Source organism: Paraburkholderia sp. BR14312, from assembly GCF_040948675.1.
GTDB lineage: Bacteria > Pseudomonadota > Gammaproteobacteria > Burkholderiales > Burkholderiaceae > Paraburkholderia > Paraburkholderia nodosa_A.
On record NZ_JBFPKI010000005.1, the window covers coordinates 299,651 to 323,379 of the forward strand.

The following is a 23,729-nucleotide window of genomic DNA, read 5'->3' on the forward strand; positions in this document are numbered from 1 at the left end:
GCATGTCCTTTATGGGGTTAAACAGAGGAAAATCGTTGCAGGAATCAGTCTTTCGCAACGGAGAGGCTGAGCCAGGTGTGAAAGCGCGTCGGGCCGACGCGATGGCCACTGCCGGCGACCAGGGTGCGGTCGTCGAGTTCGCTGCCGAAATAGCGCGCGTGGACATCGGCGATCACCGTGCGTGGATCCTTGTGTGCGGCGAGGAACTTGCGGGCCAGGTCGTCCAGCGGGAAGCGGTCCTGACCGGCGACTTCAATGGTGTCGTTCAATGGCATCCCCGCCGCAAGATCGGCGAGGACTGCGGAGACGTCGTCGGCAGCAACCGGCTGGATCAGCGCGGGCGAAAGGTGCACCTCGTCTCGCTGGGTGCCGGAGGCGATGATGCCGCCGACGAATTCGAAGAACTGGGTGGCGCGCAGCAGCGTGTACGGGACCGGCGACGCCTTGATCAGCGTCTCCTGCGCGGCCTTGGCGCGAAAATAGCCGCTTTGCTGCAGGCGTTCGGTGCCCACGACGCAGAGGGCGAGGTGGTGCTCGACGCCCGCAGCGTATTCGGCGGCCAACAGGTTGCGGCCCGCTGTCTGGAAGAAGGCCATCACGGCGTCGTCCTCGAAGGATGGCGCGTTGGCGACATCGACAACGACCTGCGCGCCTTCAAGCGCCCTCACCAACCCCTCGCCCGTCATCAAGTCCACCCCGGTCGAGGGGGATGCAGCCACCACTTCGTGCCCATCGCGGCCAAGCCGCCGCACCACGTTCGAGCCGATCAGTCCGCTGCCACCTATGACGACCACTTTCATGTTGCACTCCCACTGGCCAAGTTTACGAAGGGCTTGCCGCCTTATCCGATGGGTGCAGTATGATTTCCGGACGCGGGCGCCGCTTTGCCTGCACCTTGTATTTCCGTCCAAAATTCCTTGATCTGCTTCATCGGCGCGCCGGGTACCCCATGCCCGGCGGCCCTCTCGCGCTGGAGCCCCGAATGCAATGGGTTTTCGCTGACTGCACGCTGGACCTGGAACGTCGCGACTTGTGCCGTGCTTCCCAACCGGTCGCCACGACGCCGAAGGTGTTCGATCTGCTGGTTTATCTGGCGAGTCATCGCAACCGTGTCGTGGGACGTGACGAGTTAATCAATGCGGTGTGGGACGGACGCGTGATTTCCGAATCCACCATGGCGAGCCACGTCAATGCCGCGCGCACCGCGGTCGGCGATGACGGTCAGCAGCAGCGTGTGATCAAAACCGTGGCGCGCAAGGGATTCCGGTTCGTCGCCGATATCACCGAACGACCGCTGGCGCTTCAGTCCGGCGAGACAACCACGCCGTCCGAAGCATCGTCGCCGCACGCGGCGCAGCTCAACAAGCCTTCCATCGCCATCCTGCCGTTCGTCAATCTCAGCGGTGACCCGGAGCAGGATTACCTCGCCGACGGTGTGATCGAGGACGTCATCACGGCGTTGTCGCGATACCGCTGGTTATTCGTCGTGGCACGTAATTCGAGCTTCACGTACAAGCATCGAAACGTGGATGTGAAGCAGATCGGGCGCGAGCTTGGCGTGCGCTACGTGCTCGAAGGAAGTTGGCGCCGGGCACAGGGCCGCGTTCGCATCACCGGTCAGCTCGTCGATGCGAGCACCGGCGCGACTCATTGGGCTGGTCGCTTCGAGGGCGTGCTCGACAATATTTTCGAGTTCCAGGATCAGATCGCCGACAGCGTGGTCGGCGCAATTGCGCCGCAGCTCGAACAGGCGGAGATCGCTCGCGCCCGGTTCAAACCGACCGAAAGTCTGGATGCGTACGACTTCTACCTACGCGGCATGGCGCGGCTTCATCGAGGCACCCGCGAAGCGATTGACGAAGCGTTGCCGCTATTCCAGCGCGCGTTTGAGTGCGACCCGGAATACGCATCGGCATACGCAATGGCGGCCTGGTGTCATTGCTGGCGCAAGGTCAACGGCTGGATGCAGGATCGCCCGCGGGAAATGGCCGAAGGCGCGCGTCTGGCGCGCCGCGCGGTCGAGCTTGGCAGATACGACGCCGTGGCCCTGGCGCGCAGCGGGCACGCCCTCGGACATCTTGCCGGTGACCACCTGGCGGAAGGCATTGCGCTTCTGGATCGGGCGTTGGAACTGAATCACAATCTCGCCGCCGCGTGGTTCCTCGGCGCATTCGTTCGCTTGTGGCACGGCGAAACCGAACAGGCGATCAGGCAATTTTCCCATGCGATGCAGCTGAGCCCGTTGGATCCAGAACGCTACCGGATGCAGTTTGGGTTGTCTGCTGCGCATTTGTTCATGGGCAACTTCGTCGAGGCCGCTGCGTGGGCAGAGAAGGCGATGCGGGATTTGCCGAGTTTCGGCCTTGCCCACGCAACGCTCGCCGCGAGTCAGGCCTGGCTCGGGAATCAACGGGAGGCTCGACAAGCTGCGATTCGTCTACGTGAACTGGTTCCCGATTTGCGCCTCGGCAACTTGACCGAATGGATGCCGATCCAGCGCAACGAAAATCTTGCCGTTTTCACGGAAGGCTTGGCCAAGGCTGGATTTAATCCACAACCCTGCAAGGATTGATGCGATCCGGCGAGCACACCGATGTTACTTCATGACAGTTTCTCTCGCAGTTCAACGAGGCGCTCTCGCCGCCGTCCTGACGAGGAGTGCACGCGTGTCCAACTCCCGTGTCGGCCGGATCGGTCGTCTACACGTGCTTCCCGATTCATGGGCGGCGACCTCCGCCGGCCGCCGCCGTTAGCGCTTACGGCAAGGTGATCTTACGGGTGTATTCGGCCGTCACGTTGGCACTCGTGGCAACACCGAATAAGGGGTAAATAGTTTTCGGTCCGCTAGCGGCCAGACCCATGTAGTCGCCGAGGAAATGTCCGCCCGCTACGGGTGCGTTCAGGATGTTGAACGAGGCGTCAGTCAGTTTCCGTTCGTTACCCCAGTTGGCGGAGTTCGTGCAGGCAGTGGCGGTCGAGCAGAACACCGCGAAATAGTCGCTGCCCTCGAAGCCCACAGGCGTGTTCGTGTCATTACGAAAGTCGTAGTAGGTCACCACGATCGTATTGCCGTCGCCCGAAGGCACTATCGCCGGAATGTACGCCTGCTGACGGCAGGGGTTCGTACCGTTCGGCGGCGTCTTGTTGATCATCACGGGTGCTGACCAGGTCGCCCCGCCGTCATCCGACTCGCTGAAGACGACCCCGACAATCGGAATCGATCCGGTGGGTGTGGTGCAGGTCCCGGACGAAAAGCGATCGTCCTGCCAGGCAAGATAGATAGCCCCCGAGACCGGGTTCACAGCGACACTGTAGAGAATAGCGGCGTCGCGTATCGGCTGACCGCTGTCAGGTGTGACCACGCCGGTGACCACGCCGCCGATCGTATGAATATTGTTGGTGAACGTCGGCCCCGACCAGCTCGCGCCTTTGTCCGTCGACTTGATATAGCCGATGCTCAGTGGCGATGGCGTGACGTTGATCGCGGTGAAGAAGTCGAGCACGGTTCCATCAGGCAGCACGCGCACCATGTTGTCGATTGTCTGCGCGTTCGTGCCAGGCTGGTAGATCGGTGCGGCTGTGCTCCACGTCGCGCCATTGTCGGTGGACCGTGAGAAGAAGCTAGGGCCGGTGAAACTGAATTTGGAGGAGGGGGCACCACCCGCGCACGGCGGCGTCCCACATGTCGAAGAGAGGCCCGCCAATTGGCGCGCGATCTCAACACCGTCACTTTGCGCGAGCAGTTGGGCGCCCTCCTTCGTCGGCGGGAACACGCTCAACTGATCCCAGACCGCATAGACGTATTTGTTCGCAGTCGGATCCGCAGTGAGTGAGTTCTTGTCATTGAGCACGTGCGGCGAGTTGGTGCGGATCAGCGTAACGGGAGGCTGCCACGTCGCGCCATGGTCAGTGGAGCGGCTGACCAGCATCCCGCTATTTCGGGCTCCGAATGGAGTCGTCGGCTGCGCAGGGTCCAGTACCAGAGAGAAGAAGAAGGCCGTTCCGTCTTGCGCGAAATCTACCCAGGGATCGGAAGCTCGCCGGAATTTGCCTGCGGTGCACGCAGTCACGCCGGACGGAATCGTATTGGACCAGGTTGTGCCCGCATCGCTCGAGGCGACGCCGACGAGCCCGCGTGAACCGCCGTCGTTCCAGCGATCCTGCTGGTGGCCGGCGAGGAGACGAGACGGGTCGGTCGGATCGACCGCAATCCATGGCTCAATCGAGGTCGCCGGATACAGGACGCTGCCGAATGCCGATTCCTGCGCATGCACCTGGTCGGCGGCACATCCGCTGAACGGGTCGCCCGCGGCTACCTGGACGAGCGATCCGAGTGTTTGCGCGTTCGCGCCTGGGCCGATCGAGCATGCGAGCGCAATGACCCCGCCGCCTGCCACGCCCTGGAAAGCAAACCGGGATAAGCACCTGATATTGATTTTCATTCTGAGCCTCGCGAAAAAGGGAAAACGCCTGTGCACTTTCCGGCTGTCCGTCACCGGAGCCATGACTGTCATATCGTGATCTTCCGGTATATGTGAAACCGACTTGCCCCCACCGCAAAACCAACGCTTGCTACCGTCCGCGTAAACATGCAGCGAAGATGCCACTACCAAAACACACTAGGTCGCTGTAGGCGCATTTGTGTGAAAAAAACATTACGGATTCCGATTCATCACGCGGCGCCCTCACTAATATTGGCTTGGTACGAGGATTGCAGATCCACGGTCAAATCATGTATACGCTTGCAGAAGCATGGTGACGGAACTCCATGGGAGCCATAGACGACTGCGTGTTCGACGGCTCAGTTCTTTCAAACATCGTTGTTTTATTCGGAATGCTTATTTACCTGGAATGAGAATGATCGCGCTTCCACAAGCGTCGCAAAGGAAGCGTTTCACGATATTCCCGGCGTGCTTCTGGACGAGATGGAGGACCTTATCCGGCACATGTCCCAAGCGCAGATCGATGCGAGTGACATCATCGACCAGGCCGGCAAGCCAAGCGCGCAACTCGACGGCATGGGTGGTGTCTATTGCGCTGACTGCGAGGTCGCACTCGCATTGCCTTGCGACGACTCAATGGAGTTGGTGAGCGTCCCTTATCTGCAGGAGAATCGTGCAAGCAATCAGGAGTATCGTGCTAACACGTATCCGACGCGCGTGCCATGCTAGGTAGCTAGCCACCACAGGAGGGCAATATGCTGAACACGCGCAAGCTTGGACGTGAAGGACTCGCCGTTTCGGAGATCGGGCTGGGGTGCATGGGGATGTCCTACGCCTACGGCACGCCCGACGACGCCGAGTCGATCGCCACGATTCATCGGGCGATCGAGCTCGGTTGCACATTCCTCGATACCGCTGAGATCTATGGTCCTTTCGCCAACGAGGAACTGCTCGGACGCGCGCTAAAAGGGCGTCGTCACGCAGTGACGATCGCGACGAAATTCGGCTTCAAGATCGACAACGGCGTACGCGGCCTCGACAGCCGCCCCGAGCATATCAAGGAGGTGATCGACGCGTCGCTCGTCCGGTTGCAGACCGATCACATCGATCTGCTCTACCAGCATCGCGTGGATCCCGACGTGCCGATCGAGGACGTGGCGGGCGCGGTCAAGGACGCGATCGCCGCGGGCAAGGTTCGCTATTTCGGCTTGTCGGAAGCGAGCGTCGATACCATCCGGCGCGCCCATGCCGTGCAACCCGTCTCGGCCGTGCAAAGCGAGTATTCGCTGTTCGAGCGCGGCGTCGAAGACAAGGTGCTGCCGGCGCTGCGCGAACTGGGTATCGGCTTTGTTCCCTACAGTCCGCTTGGCCGGGGCTTCCTGACCGGCAACGCCAGGCGGGCGGAGGACCTTCCCGCCAACGACTGGCGGGCAGCCAACGATCCGCGCATACAGGGCAGCAACTTCGATACGAACGTCAAGCTCGCAGATTTCATCAAGGCCCTTGCCGACGAGAAGTCCGTGACACCGGGCCAGCTCGCGCTCGCCTGGCTGCTCAAGCAAGGTGACGATCTGGTGCCGATCCCCGGCACCAAACGGCGCCAATACCTCGAGGAAAACGTGAACGCAGCTTCAGTTCGGCTGACGCCGGCGGATCTGGATCACATTCGGAGTTTCCTTGGCGGACACCAGACCGCGGGCACACGTTACCTGCCGCCCATGCTGTCGCATCTCGACCGCTAGCGCACGCCAATCACCATCGAGTTCTGCCCGCCCAGCGGTTCGACCCTGATCTCCCGAAAACCCGCCTCGGTCATCCATTCGCGGCACTGCCTGGCGGTATAGTCGAAACCGCCGGGCGTCTCGACCAGCATGTTTAGACTCATGAGCAAGCCGAACGCATTGCGCCTGCGCTCGTCGTCGATCATCGCGTCGTAGACGATCAGACATCCGCCGGCGGGCAACGCCTGATAACTCCTCGCGAGCAGTTCGCGCTTCTGTTCGAGATTCCAGTCGTGCAGAATGTGTCCCATCACCATAACGTCGGCTGAAGGCAAGGCGTCCACGAAGAAGTCGCCCGGATGAAAGCGAATTCGATCCTCTAGCGCGTTCGCCGCGATGTAGTCGTTGAATACCGGAGCGACGGCGGGCAGATCGAACCCGATTCCCGCAAGATGCTCGTGCGTACGCGCAATCTCCGCCACGAGGGCGCCCTGCGCGGTCCCGACGTCGACGACCGAGCGATAGTTCTGCCAGGGAAACTTTTGCGCAATCTCCTTTGCCAGATCCATGCTGACACCGCTCATTGCGCCCAGAAACTCACGGAGTCCGCGTTCGTCACGATAGATTGCATCGAACGGGTTACCGCCCTCCTTTGCTTCGTTCTGCGGGAGCCCCGTGCGCAATGCTTCGGTCAACGAGCCCCAGAACGGATATAAGCGGTTGTTAGCCATGAGCAAAAATCCGGCGATACAACCCGGCCTGGATCTGTCCAGAAATGCATCGGCCTCGGCGGTATTCCGGTACAGCCCGTCGTCTCGATCCAGGACCCCTAGCGCGACCAGAGCGTCGAGGAAGTCGTGTGCCGATCTCGGATGCAACTGCATTTGATCCATCAGTTGTGTTGCTGTGCGCGGACCCCTTCCCAGAACGGTGAACAGGTCGAGTTCGACCGCGGAGAGCAGCGTCTTCGAGGCCCAGAAACCCATGGCCAGCTGAAGCAGCTTTTGTGGGGAGGCGGCAGATGCGTTCGCGGTTTCAGACGTCAAGGTGCTCAATTGCGTTTCCATTGTCTTGTTTCCTTTCGCAGAGATAGCAAGTTTCTCGATGGCTTTGCTTTGCTACACGAATCGTCTTTGCGTCAACAGAACACCTTGCGGGCGAAGACTATTCCGCGCTTACCTCATCTTCAGGCGGCTGGAAGCGCACGGCGTCTGAAAGAGTGCTTTGCTTCGGCAAGACCTCGACATGCCGCCTTCGAGCCTTCCGGAGCCGAATCGAGTGTATATACGGGAAAGTGAGCCATGATTTTTCCTTGGGAGTCGGACGCATGCATCAAGGGGCGATGACACGACAAACAAAGAGTAGTGATGCGCCGCAGCCTCGCCAATTACATGGGGTGTAATACAAAATAGTCGTTCAGGCATCCGGCGAAGGCAACCACGCCTCAAGCGAAAACGGAGAATCGAACCGTGCCACACCTGGGCATTGCGATCATTGTGTTTGCATGCGTGTTTAGCTGCGCCCTGCTCGGCCTGTATCTGCATACCATGCTGCCAGCGCATCATCTCGGCGACGAATCGGTCAGCGTCATTAAGCTGACGATTGGATTGATAGCCACCATGGCCGCATTGGTGCTCGGGCTGCTGATCTCGTCGGCGAAAAGCTCATTCGATGCCGCGAACGCCGCGGTCGTACGCGACGCCACCGAAATCATTCTGCTCGATCGCACACTCGCCCAGTACGGTCCAGAGACGCAGGAGATCCGGGTCTTGCTGAAGCAGGGCGTCGCCACTGGCATCCAGAAGATCACCTCCGGCGATCCGGCTCAGCTGGCAAGCATGCGCAGCCCCGAGGAGCTTAAACGCGGGGAAAATATTCAACGCCGGTTGGCGCAACTGTCACCGAACAGTGAAACGCAACGCCGGCTACAGGCGCGCGCCATTCAGATCGCCGGCGACGTCCTGGCGATGCGCGAGCTTGCACTGCTGCAGGCGGCAGGCTCGACCCCAATGCCGCTGCTGCTCACGCTCGTGTTGTGGCTGTGCATCATCTTCGGCTCGTTTGGGCTGTTCACCTCACCCAACACGACGGTCGTCATCACGTTCTTTCTGGGCGCGATATCCACCTCTATCGCCATTTTTTTGATTCTGGAAATGAACACGCCGCTCGGCGGCATCGTCGCTGTCTCCCTCGCGCCCGTGCATGAGGCGCTCTCCATACTCGGACAGTAGTCGCCGCAGTACCGCCTGGAAATTTGCCGACGCGAACAGCCCTCCCGGCAACCCGCTCGCGCCTGCTTACGCGCCATCCGGGGCCACCTGCTCCTCACGCGCGTACTGCGTAGGCGGCCGGCCGACGTGCCGCGTAAAGGCAACGCTGAACGTGCTGGCCGAGCTGTAGCCGACAAGTTGCGCAATCTCGGCGATACGGCCGTGATTGCGACGCAACAGGTCCTTCGCGAGCGCCATGCGCCAGGTCAGCAGGTATTCCATCGGCGCGACGCCGACTGCGCGGCTGAAGCGTTCGAAAAACGTCGAACGTGAGAGCGCGGCCTCCTTCGCGAGCGCGGCAACCGTCCACGGCTTCGTCGGGTGCTCGTGCATCTCCCGGATCGCGGCCGCGAGGCGGCTGTCGGAGAGTCCGCGCACGAGCCCCGGTGGCGCATACGTTCCCGCCGTGGATCGCAGTGCTTCGATGAGCAGCACTTCCAGCAGGCGAGAGAGCACCACTTCACGCGCAGGCCGCTGCGCTCTCGATTCCTCGCGCACGAGCTTGACGAGTGCGGCCAGCCGTTCCTGGCCGCGGACATGCACGAGTTGCGGCAGCAGCGAAACCAGCAAAGATGAATCCGGCGACCCGAAGCTGCAGTGGCCCGCCACCATGCGCGAATCGACCGGGTGGTCCGCGGCGCCGATTCTGAATTCATTGTTGCCCAGCGCGACGGGCGTCACTGGCTCGACGTCCGGCGGGGGAGGCTCGAGGCTGCTCACCTCGATGCCATAGGACGCAGGAATCAGGACGAAGTCGCCGGCCACGAGTTCGAGCGGCGCGTGATCGTCGATCGTGATGCAGCACCCGCCATCGAGGATGACGCAATAGAAAGGCTCGCCCGCACCCGAACGACTGATGCGCCAGGGGCCGGCGCCGAGGACGAGTTTGGAGAAGCGCGCACTCGGCTGCAGCAGCGTCACGACTTCAGCCAACGGATCGATCATGGCCGGACTCCTGCAAACGAAATTCGGACCTTTGATTGTAGCAAGTACGGTCTGCGCGATCTATCGTATGGACACACGCAAACCAAAGGAGATTCCATGCAAACCGTGCTGATCACCGGCTGCTCGTCCGGCTTCGGGCTCGAGATCGCCCGCTACTTCCTGGCCCGTGACTGGCGGGTCGTCGCCACGATGCGTACGCCGCGTGACGACGTGCTGCCGCCTTCGGAACACCTGCGCGTGCTGGCGCTCGACGTCACGAAGCCGGAAAGCATACGCGCGGCCGTCACGGCTGCGGGCCCGATCGACGTCCTCGTCAACAATGCAGGCTATGGCGCGGCGTCCCCGGCTGAGCTTGTTCCGATCGACGCCGTGCGCGAGGTCTTCGAGACCAACACGTTCGGCACGATCGCGGTGACGCAAGCCGTGCTGCCCCAGTTCCGCGCGCGCAAGGCCGGCGTCGTCGTGAACGTTACGTCGAGCGTGACGCTGAAGGCGCTGCCGCTGATCGGCGCGTACCGCGCGAGCAAGGCGGCGGTGAACGCGTTCACCGAGTCGATGGCGCTGGAACTCGAACCGTTCGGCGTGCGCGTGCGCCTCGTGCTACCAGGCCGTTCGCTGGAGACGCGCTTTGGAGAGAACGAGAACGCGCGTGCCCATATCCACGGCTTCGACAATGAAGCCTATGCGGGTCTCGTCAAAGAAGTCATCGCGCGTCTGGAGGACACGGCGTCCCCGCTCACCCAGGCACAGGACGTCGCCGAAGCCGTGTGGCGCGCGGCGACCGATCCCTCGACTCCGATGCACATTCCCGCCGGTGCCGATGCACAGGCGTGGGCAGCTGAGGCGAGCTAATCAACACCAGGAGATTTGCATGCAGGACAATGTCATCGCGCTCGTCACCGGCGCCAATCAGGGAATCGGTCTGCAGATCGCGAAGGATCTCGCGTTACACGGCCTCACGGTGCTCGTCGGGTCGCGCAATTTCGAACGCGGTGAGGCCGCGGCCAGGGAGATTGGGCCGAACGCGCGTGCGCTCCAGCTCGACGTGACGGATCAGGCTTCGATCGCCGCCGCCGCGCAGCGCATTCGCGACGAGCATGGCCGCCTCGACGTGCTCGTCAACAACGCCGCGATTTCGAGCACGAACCGGCAGCCCGGCCAGTCCGTGGAGGACTTCGCGAAGACCACCCGCCCGAGCAATGTCTCTTTCGACGAAATGCGCGCGGTGTGGGACACCAACGTGTTCGGCGTGCTGGCCGTTTATCAGGCGATGCTGCCGCTCCTGCGCAAATCGATGGCCGCCTGCATCCTCAACGTCTCGAGTGGTGTGGGATCGCTCACGACAAACTCGGACCCTGCGTTCCCGTGGCGCTCGATCTTCGGTCCGGTGTACCCCGCGTCCAAGACGGCGCTCAACGCATTGACCGTTGCCATGGCGATCGAACTGGAACCGGAGGGCATCAGGGTCAACGCCGTTTCGCCGGGCTACACGCGCACGAACCTGAACGGCTTCACCGGCACGGAGACCGTCGAGGAAGGTGCCCGCGAAGCGGTACGCGTCATTCTGCTGGGTCCGAACGGCCCGTCGGGGACATTCACCCGCTGGGAAAATCAGACGATTCCGTGGTGAACGAGGGGCCGCCGCTGAAGCACCCTCATTAAAAGCGACGCGGCCGATCTAGCCCAGACTGCAGCGCACCGCAAGATTCCCTAATTTTGTTGTTGCGCCGTGTCGACACGAAGCGCCGCTATTTTTGTCGGCTAGATGAATGTCACACAGCTTGAGTAATCTGGCGGTGCGCCTGCACACGGAATAGCCCCCGTCAGGTGCCCCCCTCGGCCGCGTCCCTGTATGCGGCTTTTTTTATGCACTGCAAACATTTGAGGCGGCTTTCAAAAGGCACACCACTTTCTTGCGGGCAGCATGGCGCATGAAAAGGGGTACTATGAAAGTGCTGTCGAACGCCAGGCCTCGCCGCGCCTGAGCGTGTAACGTCTCCTTACCATGGGGGCCCGCCATGATCCAGTATCACTCCACTCCCGATTCGCCCGTCGTCGAAATCACCGTCGAAGGCAAAATCACCGACCACGATTTGCGCGAAGCCATCGAGCGCATGCGTGGCGATCTTGAACTGAACGGGAAAACCCGTGTGCTCGAACGCATCGAGCATTTCAGCGGTATCGAGCCAAAGGCGCTGTGGACCGACATGACGCTAGGCGTGTCCGTCGCCCGCAAGGTCACGCGCGCCGCGGTGGTGGCCGATGCGGCCTGGATTCGCGCCTCGATGCATTTGGCGCGATTCTTTACCAAGGCTGAAATCAAGGCGTTCCACGTCAACGAGCTGGAACAGGCGCGTGCCTGGATCAACGCGTGAACGTCGCCTGCAACCGCACGCTTCGGACGGTGGGCGGCGAGGAGCCGCCCACTGTTCCCCAACGTCGATTGACTGATTTCGCAGTCACGATGCGTTTCGCCTTCATGGCAGCAGGCAGCGCCGTATCGAGGACGGCGTGGACACAATTTATTCCGGCAGATCGACTAAGGGTCGCCAAGTACCGCCAAGCCCCCTGCGCGTAGCGCCTATCGACAGAACCGCAAAATCGCATCGGCAACGTCCTTTGGCGCTTCGCGCTGCGGGAAGTGGCCTACGCCATCGAGTACCTTCCTCTCATACCGTCCAAGGAACAACGACTCCCGCCCGCTGGAACTATCGGGATGGTTGCAGGTGTCCGCGCCGCCGTGCAGCACCAACGTTGCGACCGACAGCCTCGGCGCGGGATTCAGACGCGCCTCATCCTCGGCATAGGCAGGGTCGCCGTCGACAAAGCCCCAACGGTGTCGGTAGCTATGAAGCACGACCTCTGCCCAATCGTCGCCCTCGAATGCCTGCGCCGCTTCGTCGAAGTCGGCCGGCGCATACCAGCCAGCCGGCGCCCAGGTATCCCACATCTGCCGGGCGAAAACCTCACGTTCGTCCCGCACCACGCGAGCGCCTCGCGGCGTCGCCATGAACCAGTGGTACCAGTAATTGCGCACCTGCTGCAGGGTCAGAATCTGGTTCGGATCATTGGTACCGTATCCCACCGATAGCATCACCAGATGAGAAGCCACGCCGTCACGCAGGCCGCACGCATTCGCGACCGCGCGTGCGCCCCAATCATGGCCGACCAATACCGGCTGCTCAACGCCCAGCACGGCGAGAAAATCCAGAAGATCGCGGCCCAGCGCGGACAACTGGCCGCTGCGCGGCGTGGCCGTATCGCGGAAGCGGGTGGGCGCGAAGCCCCGCAGCGCCGGCGCGAGCACGCGGTAACCCGCATCGGCCAGAATGGGCGCGACGTTCTTCCAGGACTGGGGGCTGTCCGGCCAGCCGTGCACCAGCACCGCTGTGCGCGCCCCCTGCGGGTTCCATTCGAGCCAGGCGATGTCGAGCCGCCCGGTGGCGGCATGTTGGTAGGTGTTCATCGTGTTCCTCGTGCAAACAGGGAAGTCCCACGATAGCTCGACGCCTCGTGCCGATTGGTGAATAATCACTAATCATTGGTGATTTTTCGCGTTGAATGATCTGATGGACATTCTGCCCACTGCCGACGGTGTTCCGCTCGATACAGTGTTGCTGCGCACCTTTTTCGAAGTCGTGGACAGCGGCAGCTTTGCCACGGCCGCCGAGCGTCTGGCGCTGACCCCTTCGGCCGTGAGCGGACATATCAAGCGCCTCGAACAGATCGTCGGTGTCGGACTACTGACACGCACGACTCGCCACCTGGAATTGACGCAAGCCGGCGACACCTTGTACGCCTACGGCCGAAACATCCTGGATCTGGAACGCGAAGTCCGCGCGAAACTACGCGGTACGCCGCTGCGCGGGCTGCTGCGAGTCGGTGCATCGGAAGATTTCGCGGGCGCCTGGCTGCCCCAGGTGTTGCAGCGTTTTCGCCGCCAGCATCCCGAAGCGACAATCGACCTGAGAGTCGGCATCACGGCCGATCTGTTGCGTCAGCAGGAGCGCGGCCGTCTGGATCTCGTGTTCGGCAAGCAATGCAGCCGCGTCGGAAAAGGCGGCACGCTGCTGTGGGAAGAGCCGCTAGTCTGGGCCTACACGGAAGATGCAGATCTGGATCTCGACCAGCCGTTGCCGCTGGCCGTTTTCCCCGATCCCTGCATTTATCGCGAGTCGGCGATCACCGCGCTGAACAGGGCCGGTCGAGCGTGGCGCCTCGTGTTCGAGAGCAGCAGCATGGCGGGCTGCCTGTCGGCGGCGAGATCGGGTTTCGCAGTGACGGTCATCGCCGATAGTCAGCGAGTCGATGGCTTGCGCTTGCTGGGTCGCAAGGAAGGACTGCCCGCATTGCCAGTTGCCCGTTTCTACGCGTTTCCTCGTACCGACTCGCCGGCCTGTGCAGCTTTGATCGATGCTGCATGCCGCGCAGGCCAGCAGGGCCGCTTCAGCCCACGCGCACTTCGCGGGTGATCAGTCGAGCCCGCCCTGGCACAAATACTTGATGCTGAGGTAGTCGTCGAGGCCGTACTTCGAGCCTTCGCGCCCATAGCCAGACTCCTTCACGCCGCCAAAAGGCGCCGCCTCGCTGGCCACGGCGCCTTCATTGATGCCAACGATGCCGACTTCCAGTTTTCGCGCCACGCGATCGATCCGGCGCACGTCGTTCGTGTAGAAGTAAGCCGCGAGACCGAAAGGCGTGTCGTTTGCGATCCTGATGACCTCATTCTCGTCCGTGAAGCGGAACAGCGGCGCGACCGGGCCGAACGTTTCCTCACAGCACAGCACCATCGCGTCGGTCACGTCGGCGAGCACAGTGGGCGCGTAATAGTTCGGCCCCAGCTCGCCAAGCCGCTTGCCGCCCGTGAGCACGCGCGCGCCATTCGCCACGGCATCCTCGACGTGCTTCGCGATCTTCTCGATCGCACGCTCGTTGATCATCGGACCGATCTGCGCCTTCGGGTCCGTTGCGGGTCCCACGTGAAGCGCTGCGACGCGCTTCGCCAGCAGATCGCCAAATCGTTCGTACACCGATTCATGCACGTAGATGCGGTTGGGGCACACGCAGGTCTGCCCGCCGTTGCGGAACTTGGCCGCCATCAAGCCGTTGACGGCTGCCTCGAGGTCGGCGTCCTCGAACACGATAAACGGCGCGTTGCCGCCCAGTTCCAGCGAGAGCTTCTTGAGCGTGGCTGCCGATTCGCGCGCCAGATGCTTGCCCACCGCGGTCGAGCCTGTGAAGGTGATCTTGCGCACGCGGTCGTCGGCGAGCCAGTCGGCAACAGCGGCGATCCCTTCGTCCCGCGCGGCCGAGATCATGTTGAGCACGCCGTCGGGCAAGCCCGCTTCCTGCGCGAGCGCGGCCAGTGCGAGCGCCGTAAGTGGCGTGTCCTCGGCGGGCTTCGCCACGACTGTGCAGCCTGCAGCGAGCGCCGGTGCGATCTTGCGCGCGATCATTGCGAGCGGGAAATTCCACGGCGTGATCGCGGCGACCACGCCAATCGGCTCCTTGATCGCGCTCATGCGCTTGCCGCGCTGTGTCTGCGGAATGATGTCGCCGTAGACCTTGGTCGCCTCTTCGGCAAACCATGCGACGTACGACGCACCATACGCGACCTCGCCGCGCGCCTCCGCAAGCGGCTTGCCCTGCTCCATCGACATGAGGCGCGCGAGGTCCTCGGTGTTCTCGACAATGAGCGCGTGCCAACGGTTGAGCACGTGCGCCCGCTCGCGGGGCAGCCTGTCGCGCCAGGCGGGCAAGGCGCGGCTCGCCGCGTCCGTCGCCGCGCGGGCGTCGGCGGCGCTGCTGCTGGCCACCTGCGCGAGCGTGCCCTGCGTCGCCGGATTCGTCACGGCGTAACGGTTGCCTCCGGCGGCGGCGATCCACTTGCCGTCGATGAAATTATCCTGTTCACTGCGTGCTCCTTTCTACAAGGGATGTCGTGATCCGTTAAACCCGTCGCGACGGGTGTGACCGGCGAACCGAACGCGCGCGGCATTAGCCCGCCGTGCGCACGTCCGCGAAATCGCGCGCGAGCTTGCGCGCCGCGTTCGCGAACATCAGGATGTCCACGCCCGTCGCGACAAACGTGCAACCGAGCTCCAGGTAGTGACGCGCGAGCGCCGGGTCGGACGTGAGTGTGCCCGCCGCCTTGCCCGACGCGACGATCGTGCGGATCGCGTTGTCGATCGCCTGCTGCACTTCGGGATGCGTGGCCTTGCCGCGATGGCCCATCGAGGCCGCGAGATCGGCCGGCCCGATGAACACGCCGTCCACGCCGTCCACCGCGCAGATCGATTCGAGGTTGCCCAGCGCCGTCGCCGTTTCGGCTTGCACGAGCAGGCACACTTCGTGATCCGAAATATCTAGATAGTCGGTCCGCAGACTCCAGCGCGACGCACGGCCCACGGCGCTGCCCACGCCGCGAATGCCATGCGGCGGATAGCGCACGGCGGCGACGAGCGCGCGTGCTTCTTCGGCGGTATCGACCATCGGCACGAGCAGGTTGCGCGCGCCGATATCGAGCAGCCGCTTGAGCAGCGCCGGATCGCCGTTCACGGGGCGAACGACCGGCTCGACCGGGTACGCCGCCACGGCCTGCAATTGCGCGAGGATCGTGCGCAGTTCGTTGGGTGCGTGCTCGCTGTCGATGAGGAGCCAGTCGAAACCGGCCGTCGCGCTCACTTCGGCGAGATACGGATCGGCCATGGAAAGCCAGAAGCCGACTTGCTTCCTGCGCGCGGCGAGCGCGGCTTTGAACGGATTAAGCCCTGACGTCTGCGGGTTCATGAATGCGTGTCTCCTGTGAGGGGTCGCCGAATTGAATGGGTTCCACCTTCCCGAGGAGGAACAGATAGTTGAGGATCGCGATGCCGATCAGCGCCGCCGAGAACAGCAGCGCGGCAACGAACGAGCCGGTCGCGCCGACGATGGCGCCCGTGACGATCGGGCCGACCACACCGCCGAGATTCGACACCGTGTTTTGCAGCCCCGCGATCATCGAAACCGCATTGGGCGGCGCGACGTCGCCGGGCAGCGCCCACACCTGCGAGGCCGCGACCGTCGTGCCGGACTTCGCGATGCACAGCAGCAGCACCGCCACGAGCGCCGAATGCGCGAACGCCGCGAAGCCGATGCTCGACGCCATCACGAGCCCGATCACGAGAAAGAGCTTGCGCGTTGCCGTGAGAGAAAGCTTGCCGCTCGCGAAGACGCGATCCGACGCCCAGCCCGCGAAAATCTCGACGACGATCGACACGAGCAGCGGCAACGAGGCCATCCAGCCCATTTGCAGCACGCTCATGCCGCGTTCCTTCATCAAATACGTGGGCAGCCACGTGATGAAGAAGTACGAGTTGTAATTGATCATGAAAAAGCCGATGCACATCGCCCACACATTGCGGTGCGCAAGCAGCTTGCGCCACGGCGGACGCACGGGCGGCTGCGCGCTTTGCACGCCTTTATCGCTTTCGATATGCGCGAGTTCCGCCGCATTCACGCGCCGATGATCGGCGGGTGAATCGATAAAGCTCACTAGCCACACGACGAACCACACAACGCCGAGCAGGCCCGTGAGCACGAAGGTCATCTTCCAGTCGAACGCGGCCAGCATCCACGCGATCAGCGGCAAGGCGATCGCGCCGCCCAGCTTCGAGCCGCTGTCGAAGATGCCCGCGACGGTCGCGCGTTCCTTGCGCGGGAACCAGCGCGTGGCGATACCGGCGTTGCTCGGGTACGCACCCGCCTCGCCCACTCCCAGCGCCACGCGCAACGCGACGAGCGAGCGAAAGCCGCTCGCGAGGCCCGTCATCGCGGTCGCGAGTGACCACCAGAGCACCGCGAAACCAAGCACTTTCTTCTGGCCCAGGCGATCGGCGAGCAAGCCCGCGGGCAATTGCAACAGCGCATACGACCAGAAGAACGCCGACATGACGATGCCCATCTGCATCGCGTCGAGATGAAACTCCGACTGAATTTTCGGGGCTGCCGCCGAGAGCACCGTGCGATCGATATAGTTGATCGCGATGGCGGCCCACATGAGGCCCGCGACCCACCAGCGCATCTTCGATCGGCCATGCCGTTGTGCAGATTCGAGCATCTGCTGTCTCCCTTCCTGTTCTATTGATACCGATTCGAGGCGCGCAGTTACGCGCCTTCAGCTCACGATGCCCATGTGCCAGGGCACGAATTCGTTGTCGCCGAGTCCGAGCAGTTCGCTCTTCGTGCGCTCGCCGGAAGCCGCGCGAACGATCAGATCGAAGATGTCCTGACCCATTTCCTCGATCGTGCGTTCGCCGTCGATCACGAGACCGCAATTGATGTCCATGTCCTCTTCGAGGCGCGTGAACATAGGTGTGTTGCTCGCGAGCTTGAGCGTCGGCGCGGGCTTCGAGCCGAACATGGAGCCGCGCCCCGTCGTGAAGCAGATCAGGTTCGCGCCGCTCGCGATCTGCCCCGTCACCGCGACGGGATCATAGCCGGGCGAATCCATGAACACGAAGCCCGCGCGATCGATCGGTTCTGCGTATTCGTACACGGCCTGCAGCGGCGTCGTGCCGCCCTTCATCGCGGAACCGAGCGACTTTTCGAAGATGTTGGCGAGACCGCCCTGCTGGTTGCCCGGCCCGACCACGCCGTTGAACTGACCATTCTGGCCGCGCGTATAGCGCTCCCACCACGCGAGCCGGTCGAGCAGTTTCTGGCCGACTTCGGGCGACACGGCGCGGCGGGTGAGCATGTATTCGACGCCATGAATCTCGGGCGTTTCGGAGAGGATCGCGGTGCCGCCGTGCCGCACGAGCAGGTCCATCGCCGCGCCCAGCGCGGGATTCGCGGTGATGCCCGAGAAGCCGTCCGAGCCGCCGCATTCGAGACCGATCTTCAGATGGCTGACGGGCACCGGCGTACGGACGATGTCGTTTGCGGCAGGCAGCATGTCCTGCACGGCCTGGATGCCGGCTTCGATCGTCGCGCGCGTGCCGCCCGTGTCCTGCATCACCAGCGCGTGCACGGCCTTGCCCGTCTCCAACCCTTGCGAGTCGAGCAGATCGCCGACCTGGTTGCGCTCGCAACCCAGTCCGACGATGAGCACGCCGCCCAGGTTAGGATGACGCGCGTAGCCCGCAATGGTGCGGCGGAGCACGTCGAAGTGCTCGCTCGGCGAGGACATGCCGCAACCGCTGGTTTGTGCGAACGCGACCACGCCGTCGACATTGGGATAATCGCGCAGGCGTTCGGGCGTGAAGTAATCGGCGATATGGCGAATGACCGTGGCCGAACAATTGACCGACGCGATGATGCCGACGAAGTTGCGCGTGGCGACGCGGCCGTCGGGCCGCACGATGCCGTTGAACGTCGCGCGCTGCTCGGGCGCAACGTAATCGACTGGCTTTACGTCGAGACCGAAGCCTGGATCGCGGTCGAAATCGACGAGCGTGATGTTGTGCGTGTGAACGTGGTCGCCGGGCTCGATGTCGCGCGCGGCCACCCCGATCACGGTGTCGTACTTGCGGATGGGCTCGCCCGACGCAATGCGCCGCGCCGCCACCTTGTGGCCCGCGGCGACCTGCGCGCGCAGGCGAATCGCTTCGCCTTCGATCAGGACTTGATGCCCGATCGTCAGCGGCTCGCGCGCGATCAGGACGTTGTCGTTTGGGTTGAGCCGGATCAACGGCCCGCTATAGGACTTGTTGGACTGGAGCATTCGCCTGTCTCCGCTGACGATCCGGACGGCGCGCAGGGGCACCTGCTCCGGTCCCATGCGAGATGGTTGCTGGCGGCGCCGGGAAACGCGCCACCTATCGTTCTGGAACAAAGTTACCGGTTAATGTAACCGGTAACATAGATGCCATCGTAGTACAGTTTTGGGATAATTGCCAACACCTTTTTGCAGCAGGAGCGCCCGCGCCCGTGACCAAGACCTCGACAGAATTCGCCCCGCCCGCCACCGGGACCGCGTCGCGGCGTGCCCGCAAGAACACCGGCCGGGTCACGCTCAGCGATCTGGCCCGTCTGACCGGGGTCACGAAGGTCACGGTTTCGCGCGCCCTCAACAACCCCGAACTCGTTTCGGTCGAGACGTTGGAGCGCGTGCGCGAGGCCGTGCGGCAAACTGGCTACACGCCCGACCTGATCGCGGGCTCGCTCGCCTCGAATCGCAGCCACCTCGTCGTCGCGCTGATCCCGGCGATGGCGGGCAGCGTGTTCCAGGAAACCGTCGCGGCCCTGACCGCTGAGCTGGAGACGGCCGGCTATCAGTTGCTGCTCGGCCAGAGCGGCTACGACGAATCGCGCGAAGAGGCGCTGCTCGACGCCATCATCGGCCGGCGTCCGGCCGGCATCGTGCTCACCGGCGTGATCCACTCGGAGGCGTCGCGGCAGAAACTGCGCGCGGCCGGCATTCCCGTGGTCGAAACGTGGGACATCACGCGCTCGCCGCTCGACATGCTGATCGGTTTCTCGCACACGCGCGTGGGCGAAGCGGCTGCGCGCTACCTGCGTGAGCGCGGCGCGCGGCATCCGGCCATCGTCACCCCGGGCGACCGCCGGGCGAAGCTGCGCGCCGACGCCTTCATCGAAGCCTTCGGCAGCGAGCGCGAGATTCCCGTGGCCGCCGTGCCCTCACCCGCGCATCTCGGCGACGGACGACGCGCGTTCGCAAAGCTGCTCGACGACCATCCGCAGATCGACGCAATCTTCTGCGGCGCCGACATCATGGCGCTCGGCGTGCTCATGGAAGCCCATGCGCGCAAGCTCGACGTGCCGGGACGCCTCAGGGTGATTGGCTACGGCGACCAGAATTTCGCCGCCGACGCCGACCCGCCGCTCACGACGATTCGCATCGACGGCACGAAAATCGGCAAGCTGGCGGCGTCCATGCTGATCGAGAAAATCGAGACCGGCACGAGCAAGCGCGCGAAAGTGGACGTCGGTTTCACGCTGATCGAGCGCGGCTCGGCCTGAGATTCGTCGTCTCGCGATGACTACGCAAAAAGGCCTCGCAAACATCGCGAGGCCTTTTGCTTTTAGCGCCTGAAAGCGCGCTCAGAACTTCGTGCGGATGCCCGTGAACACGTCGACCTGGCGATTCGTGGACGATGCGCCGCCCGCATAGGCGATCGCCGCGATCCGGCTGTAAGTCGAACCCACGCGCGTCGACGCGTCGCCGGCCGCGAGCTGATACGTGCCCGAAAGGTAGACGTCCGTGCGCTTTGAGAGCGCGTAATCCACGCCCAGCGTGAACTGATGCCACTTCGGCTTGAGCGTCGCGCCGCCCGTGCCCGGCAGACCGTTCGCGCGGCCGTCGGTGAACGTGTACACGCCGATCAGCGTCGTGGCCGGCGTGAGCAGGTAGCGCAGGTTCGCGTCGTAGTTGTTGAACTTGCGCGTGGAACCGTCGTTGTAGTTGAGTTCGGTGTGGCTGAACGCAAAGCCCGCAATCGCGCTGCCGATCTTGTAGTTCGCGCCGGCCACCGCAATCTGCTGACGGGCTACGCCGCCGTCGAGCCCGTAGAAGAATCCGCCGCTGTAGTCGTCGCCGGTCGTGCTCGACGCGCCGCCGATCGCGCCGCTCGTGTTGGTCGTCGTGTTCGGATGATCGAGCAGCACGTAGCCGCCGCCGATCGAGAGCGGTCCGTTCACGTAATTCGCGGCGACGCCCCAGGCGCGATTGTTGCCGAAGCCTTGCCGGGCCGAGCCGCTCGCCTGGTTGCTGAACGCGTACATGCCGTCGACAGTGAAGCCCGCGATGGTGTCGCTGCGGAACTTCAACGCGTTGTTGATGCGGAACGTCTGGTTCAGGTTGTCGTTGTCGCCCACGTGGGTGGACGGCGACCACGTGCCCGGACCTGCGTACTGCGCAACGAGATCCGCCAGCGGTTCATACTGGCGGCCGAGCGTGAACGTGCCGATGCCGCTCTTCGCAATGCCTACGAACGCGCTGCGGCCGAACAAACGCCCGCCTTGCGCGGCTGTGCCGTCGTTGGGCTTGAAACCGCCTTCGAGCGTGAACACCGCGCTCAATCCACCGCCGAGATCCTCGTTGCCTTTCAGGCCCCACCGGCTGCCGCTCAGGCGGCCGCTCGTCAGCTGGAACGCCGAGCCGCCCTTGATGTTGTTGACGTAGCCAATACCGGCATCGACGAGACCATACAGCGTGACGGAACTCTGGGCCTGCGCCACGACGGGTGCGACGGACAAAAGCCCGGCCGCTGTGAAAAGTGCTTTTTTCATACAGGTGACCTGTCTGGTTTTAATATTTACAGGAGTACTACGCATTCCGGCTTGAAAGGAATTAGCGGGAATTTTTCCATCGACAAAACGAGGGCCGAGCCGGTGGATTTACGGGGCGTTGCTGTACTCGCGCGCCTGCGGCTGCGTCGAGGCACCGTCGAGACGAATCGGCTCGACCTTGCCCAGCAGGAACAGATAGTTGATGATCGCCACGCCGATCAGCGCCGACGACACCACGAGCGCGGGCACGAACGAACCCGTCGCGCCGACGATCGCGCCCGTCACGATCGGGCCAACCACACCGCCGATGTTCGATACCGTGTTCTGGACGCCCGCAACCATCGACACGGCGTTGCGCGGTGCGACGTCAGCTGGGAGCGCCCAGACCTGCGAAGCCGCCACGGTCGTGCCCGACTTCGCGATGCATAGGAGCAGCACCGCAACGGCGGCCGAGTCGGCGAACGCGGCGAAACCAATGCTCGATGCCATCAGCAAGCCGATCACGAGAAAGAGCTTGCGCGTGGCGGTGAGCGAAAGCTTGCCCGAGGCAAACACGCGATCCGAGGCCCAGCCCGCGAAAATCTCCACCACGATCGAGGCGAGCAGCGGCAGCGACGCCATCCAGCCCATTTCCATCATCGTCATGCCACGCGCCTTCACGAGATACGTGGGCAGCCACGTGATGAAGAAGTACGAGTTGTAGTTGATCATGAAGAAGCCGATACACATCGCCCAGATGTTGCGATGCGCGAGCAGCTTGCGCAGCGGCGGCCTCGGCGCCCGGTCGCTTTGCTCCGCCAGCAAATCGCTCTCGATGTGCGCGAGTTCCTCGGAATTGACCCGCTTGTGGTCACGCGGCGAATCGCTGAACGTGAACTGCCACACGACGTACCAGATCAGGCCGAGCAATCCAGTCAGCGCGAAGGTGATCTTCCAGTCGAACGCCGTGAGCATCGCGGCGATGAGCGGCAGCGCAATGGCGCCGCCGAGCTTCGAACCGCTGTCGAAAATGCCCGCGACCGTCGCGCGCTCGCTGCGCGGGAACCACTTCGACGCAATGCCCGCGTTGCTCGGATACGCGCCCGCCTCGCCCACGCCAAGCGCCACGCGCAACGCGACGAGCGATTTGAAACCGTTCGCCACGCCCGTGGCCGCCGTCGCCAGCGACCACCAGAGCACCGCGAAACCCAGTACTTTCTTCTGGCCCAAACGATCGGCGAGAAACCCCGCGGGCAATTGCAGCAGCGCGTATGACCAAAAGAACGCCGACATGACGACACCCATTTCGACCGCGCTCAGATGGAATTGCGACTGGATGCGCGGCGCCGCCGCCGACAACACCGTGCGGTCGATGTAGTTGATCGCGATCGCCGCCCACATGAGGCCGGCAACCCACCAGCGAATCCTGGAACGGCTCCGCGCGTTGGTGGCGAGATGCATCTCGTGTCTCCTGTTCTATTAATAATGGTCGCTTCCGGCCGCGCCGGGGTGAATCCCGGCTTTGCCCGCCGCAATGTTACCGTTTACTGTAACCGGTAACATTTGGCGCAATCGTAGTATGCCCGCCGGAGAAATGCCAGCGTCTTTTCCTTGGGGTAATTGCGGATACCCGCCTTTCAATTCGCAAGGATTGCCTGCGTTGGCGAGTATGAAACGGCGGAGGACTGGCAAGCGGAACAGGTTGATTTGATATTCCCGCAGGCTCTCGTGCAGACAAGTTACGGACCTCGCGCCATCAACCCAGTATTCGGCGTGGATTTGTTCGTGCTACCAGTAGGAGTCTTAACTAAATTGACAGGCGTTCGCCGCGTGCAGCGAATCTGTCGATGCTTTCGGAGCCTGGCGCGCCCGACTTCTAAGCTATACACCGCCCCTGACACGTTCCCAACCGTGCCTCACAGCCGTCTTGAAGCGTTCCCATCCACTTTCCGGATATCGCGACTCCCAGTTCGCGCGCGCACTCGCTTCCACGCCCTGCCAGTCTGACCCGCGAAACCGCTCGTCGCGTCCGAGCGTGGCGCCGTGTGAGTAGGCACGTCGATACTCGTCGAATGACGCACCCGTGTTCGCGTAATGTGCGTCGTAGTCCTTTTTAAATTCGCTGTCGTACGGGTGTGGGT

Annotated in this window: 20 protein-coding genes; 9 read left to right on the forward strand and 11 right to left on the reverse strand. The window is 63.1% G+C overall.

Annotated elements, in window-relative coordinates:
- Positions 1–44: 44 nt before the first annotated feature.
- Complete coding sequence (locus tag AB3X98_RS16360) at positions 45–800, reverse strand: SDR family oxidoreductase (RefSeq protein ID WP_342947277.1); 756 nt, start codon at positions 798–800, stop codon at positions 45–47.
- A 182-nt stretch (positions 801–982) separates the two neighbouring features.
- Here AB3X98_RS16360 and AB3X98_RS16365 point away from each other — a divergent pair, with 182 nt between their 5' ends.
- Entirely contained in the window at positions 983–2,572 is a 1,590-nt protein-coding gene (locus AB3X98_RS16365) for a winged helix-turn-helix domain-containing tetratricopeptide repeat protein (protein ID WP_368602182.1), read from the forward strand.
- A gap of 184 nt (positions 2,573–2,756) precedes the next feature.
- On the opposite strand, the gene AB3X98_RS16370 is transcribed toward AB3X98_RS16365, so the two are convergent.
- Positions 2,757–4,442 (reverse strand): sialidase family protein, encoded by a 1,686-nt coding sequence (locus AB3X98_RS16370; protein ID WP_368602181.1) that lies wholly within the window; start codon positions 4,440–4,442, stop codon positions 2,757–2,759.
- 378 nt (positions 4,443–4,820) lie between these two features.
- Between AB3X98_RS16370 and AB3X98_RS16375 the strand changes: the two genes are divergently transcribed.
- The gene (locus AB3X98_RS16375; protein WP_368602180.1) at positions 4,821–5,171 is read left to right on the forward strand and encodes a hypothetical protein; all 351 of its coding nucleotides are present in this window, start codon (positions 4,821–4,823) and stop codon (positions 5,169–5,171) included.
- A gap of 26 nt (positions 5,172–5,197) precedes the next feature.
- Positions 5,198–6,184: an aldo/keto reductase gene (locus AB3X98_RS16380; protein WP_368602179.1), complete on the forward strand. Its 987-nt coding sequence runs from the start codon at positions 5,198–5,200 to the stop codon at positions 6,182–6,184.
- On the opposite strand, the gene AB3X98_RS16385 is transcribed toward AB3X98_RS16380, so the two are convergent.
- On the reverse strand, positions 6,181–7,230 hold the full coding sequence (locus AB3X98_RS16385; RefSeq protein WP_368602178.1) for a methyltransferase: 1,050 nt from the start codon (positions 7,228–7,230) through the stop codon (positions 6,181–6,183). The genes AB3X98_RS16380 and AB3X98_RS16385 overlap by 4 nt on opposite strands.
- A 402-nt stretch (positions 7,231–7,632) precedes the next feature.
- Here AB3X98_RS16385 and AB3X98_RS16390 point away from each other — a divergent pair, with 402 nt between their 5' ends.
- The gene (locus tag AB3X98_RS16390; protein ID WP_069266418.1) at positions 7,633–8,394 is read left to right on the forward strand and encodes a DUF4239 domain-containing protein; all 762 of its coding nucleotides are present in this window, start codon (positions 7,633–7,635) and stop codon (positions 8,392–8,394) included.
- A gap of 66 nt (positions 8,395–8,460) precedes the next feature.
- Here AB3X98_RS16390 and AB3X98_RS16395 read toward each other — a convergent pair whose 3' ends face one another.
- Entirely contained in the window at positions 8,461–9,378 is a 918-nt protein-coding gene (locus AB3X98_RS16395) for an AraC family transcriptional regulator (protein ID WP_368602177.1), read from the reverse strand.
- A 96-nt stretch (positions 9,379–9,474) separates the two neighbouring features.
- Between AB3X98_RS16395 and AB3X98_RS16400 the strand changes: the two genes are divergently transcribed.
- The 3 genes from AB3X98_RS16400 (at position 9,475) to AB3X98_RS16410 (ending at position 11,753) form a co-directional block, all read left to right on the forward strand.
- Positions 9,475–10,230 (forward strand): SDR family oxidoreductase, encoded by a 756-nt coding sequence (locus AB3X98_RS16400; protein WP_368602176.1) that lies wholly within the window; start codon positions 9,475–9,477, stop codon positions 10,228–10,230.
- Between the two features lie 19 nt (positions 10,231–10,249).
- Positions 10,250–11,008: an SDR family oxidoreductase gene (locus tag AB3X98_RS16405; protein WP_368602175.1), complete on the forward strand. Its 759-nt coding sequence runs from the start codon at positions 10,250–10,252 to the stop codon at positions 11,006–11,008.
- A gap of 388 nt (positions 11,009–11,396) precedes the next feature.
- A complete protein-coding gene (locus AB3X98_RS16410; protein WP_342947269.1) occupies positions 11,397–11,753 on the forward strand; it encodes an STAS/SEC14 domain-containing protein in 357 nt (118 codons plus the stop codon).
- Positions 11,754–11,959: 206 nt separating this feature from the next.
- On the opposite strand, the gene AB3X98_RS16415 is transcribed toward AB3X98_RS16410, so the two are convergent.
- Complete coding sequence (locus AB3X98_RS16415; protein WP_368602174.1) at positions 11,960–12,844, reverse strand: alpha/beta fold hydrolase; 885 nt, start codon at positions 12,842–12,844, stop codon at positions 11,960–11,962.
- Between the two features lie 103 nt (positions 12,845–12,947).
- Here AB3X98_RS16415 and AB3X98_RS16420 point away from each other — a divergent pair, with 103 nt between their 5' ends.
- Positions 12,948–13,850, forward strand: coding sequence for a LysR substrate-binding domain-containing protein (locus AB3X98_RS16420; RefSeq protein ID WP_368602173.1), 903 nt, complete (start codon positions 12,948–12,950; stop codon positions 13,848–13,850).
- Here AB3X98_RS16420 and AB3X98_RS16425 read toward each other — a convergent pair whose 3' ends face one another.
- The 4 genes from AB3X98_RS16425 to AB3X98_RS16440 form a co-directional block, all read right to left on the reverse strand.
- Complete coding sequence (locus AB3X98_RS16425; RefSeq protein ID WP_368602338.1) at positions 13,851–15,275, reverse strand: NAD-dependent succinate-semialdehyde dehydrogenase; 1,425 nt, start codon at positions 15,273–15,275, stop codon at positions 13,851–13,853.
- Between the two features lie 100 nt (positions 15,276–15,375).
- Positions 15,376–16,167 carry a 4-hydroxy-2-oxoheptanedioate aldolase gene (gene hpaI, locus AB3X98_RS16430; RefSeq protein ID WP_368602172.1) on the reverse strand — a complete coding sequence of 264 codons (792 nt, stop codon included), beginning with the start codon at positions 16,165–16,167 and terminating at the stop codon, positions 15,376–15,378.
- Positions 16,142–17,476, reverse strand: a complete 1,335-nt coding sequence (locus tag AB3X98_RS16435) for an MFS transporter (RefSeq protein WP_368602171.1) — start codon at positions 17,474–17,476, stop codon at positions 16,142–16,144. Before AB3X98_RS16435 ends, hpaI begins: the two co-directional genes overlap by 26 nt.
- Positions 17,477–17,533: 57 nt before the next feature.
- The gene (locus tag AB3X98_RS16440) at positions 17,534–19,081 is read right to left on the reverse strand and encodes a UxaA family hydrolase (protein WP_368602170.1); all 1,548 of its coding nucleotides are present in this window, start codon (positions 19,079–19,081) and stop codon (positions 17,534–17,536) included.
- 206 nt (positions 19,082–19,287) lie between these two features.
- Here AB3X98_RS16440 and AB3X98_RS16445 point away from each other — a divergent pair, with 206 nt between their 5' ends.
- Complete coding sequence (locus AB3X98_RS16445; RefSeq protein WP_069266407.1) at positions 19,288–20,340, forward strand: LacI family DNA-binding transcriptional regulator; 1,053 nt, start codon at positions 19,288–19,290, stop codon at positions 20,338–20,340.
- Between the two features lie 81 nt (positions 20,341–20,421).
- Here AB3X98_RS16445 and AB3X98_RS16450 read toward each other — a convergent pair whose 3' ends face one another.
- Both AB3X98_RS16450 and AB3X98_RS16455 read right to left on the reverse strand, forming a co-directional pair.
- Positions 20,422–21,609, reverse strand: a complete 1,188-nt coding sequence (locus AB3X98_RS16450) for a porin (RefSeq protein ID WP_368602169.1) — start codon at positions 21,607–21,609, stop codon at positions 20,422–20,424.
- A 108-nt stretch (positions 21,610–21,717) separates the two neighbouring features.
- A complete protein-coding gene (locus AB3X98_RS16455) occupies positions 21,718–23,049 on the reverse strand; it encodes an MFS transporter (protein ID WP_368602168.1) in 1,332 nt (443 codons plus the stop codon).
- Positions 23,050–23,729: the final 680 nt, after the last annotated feature.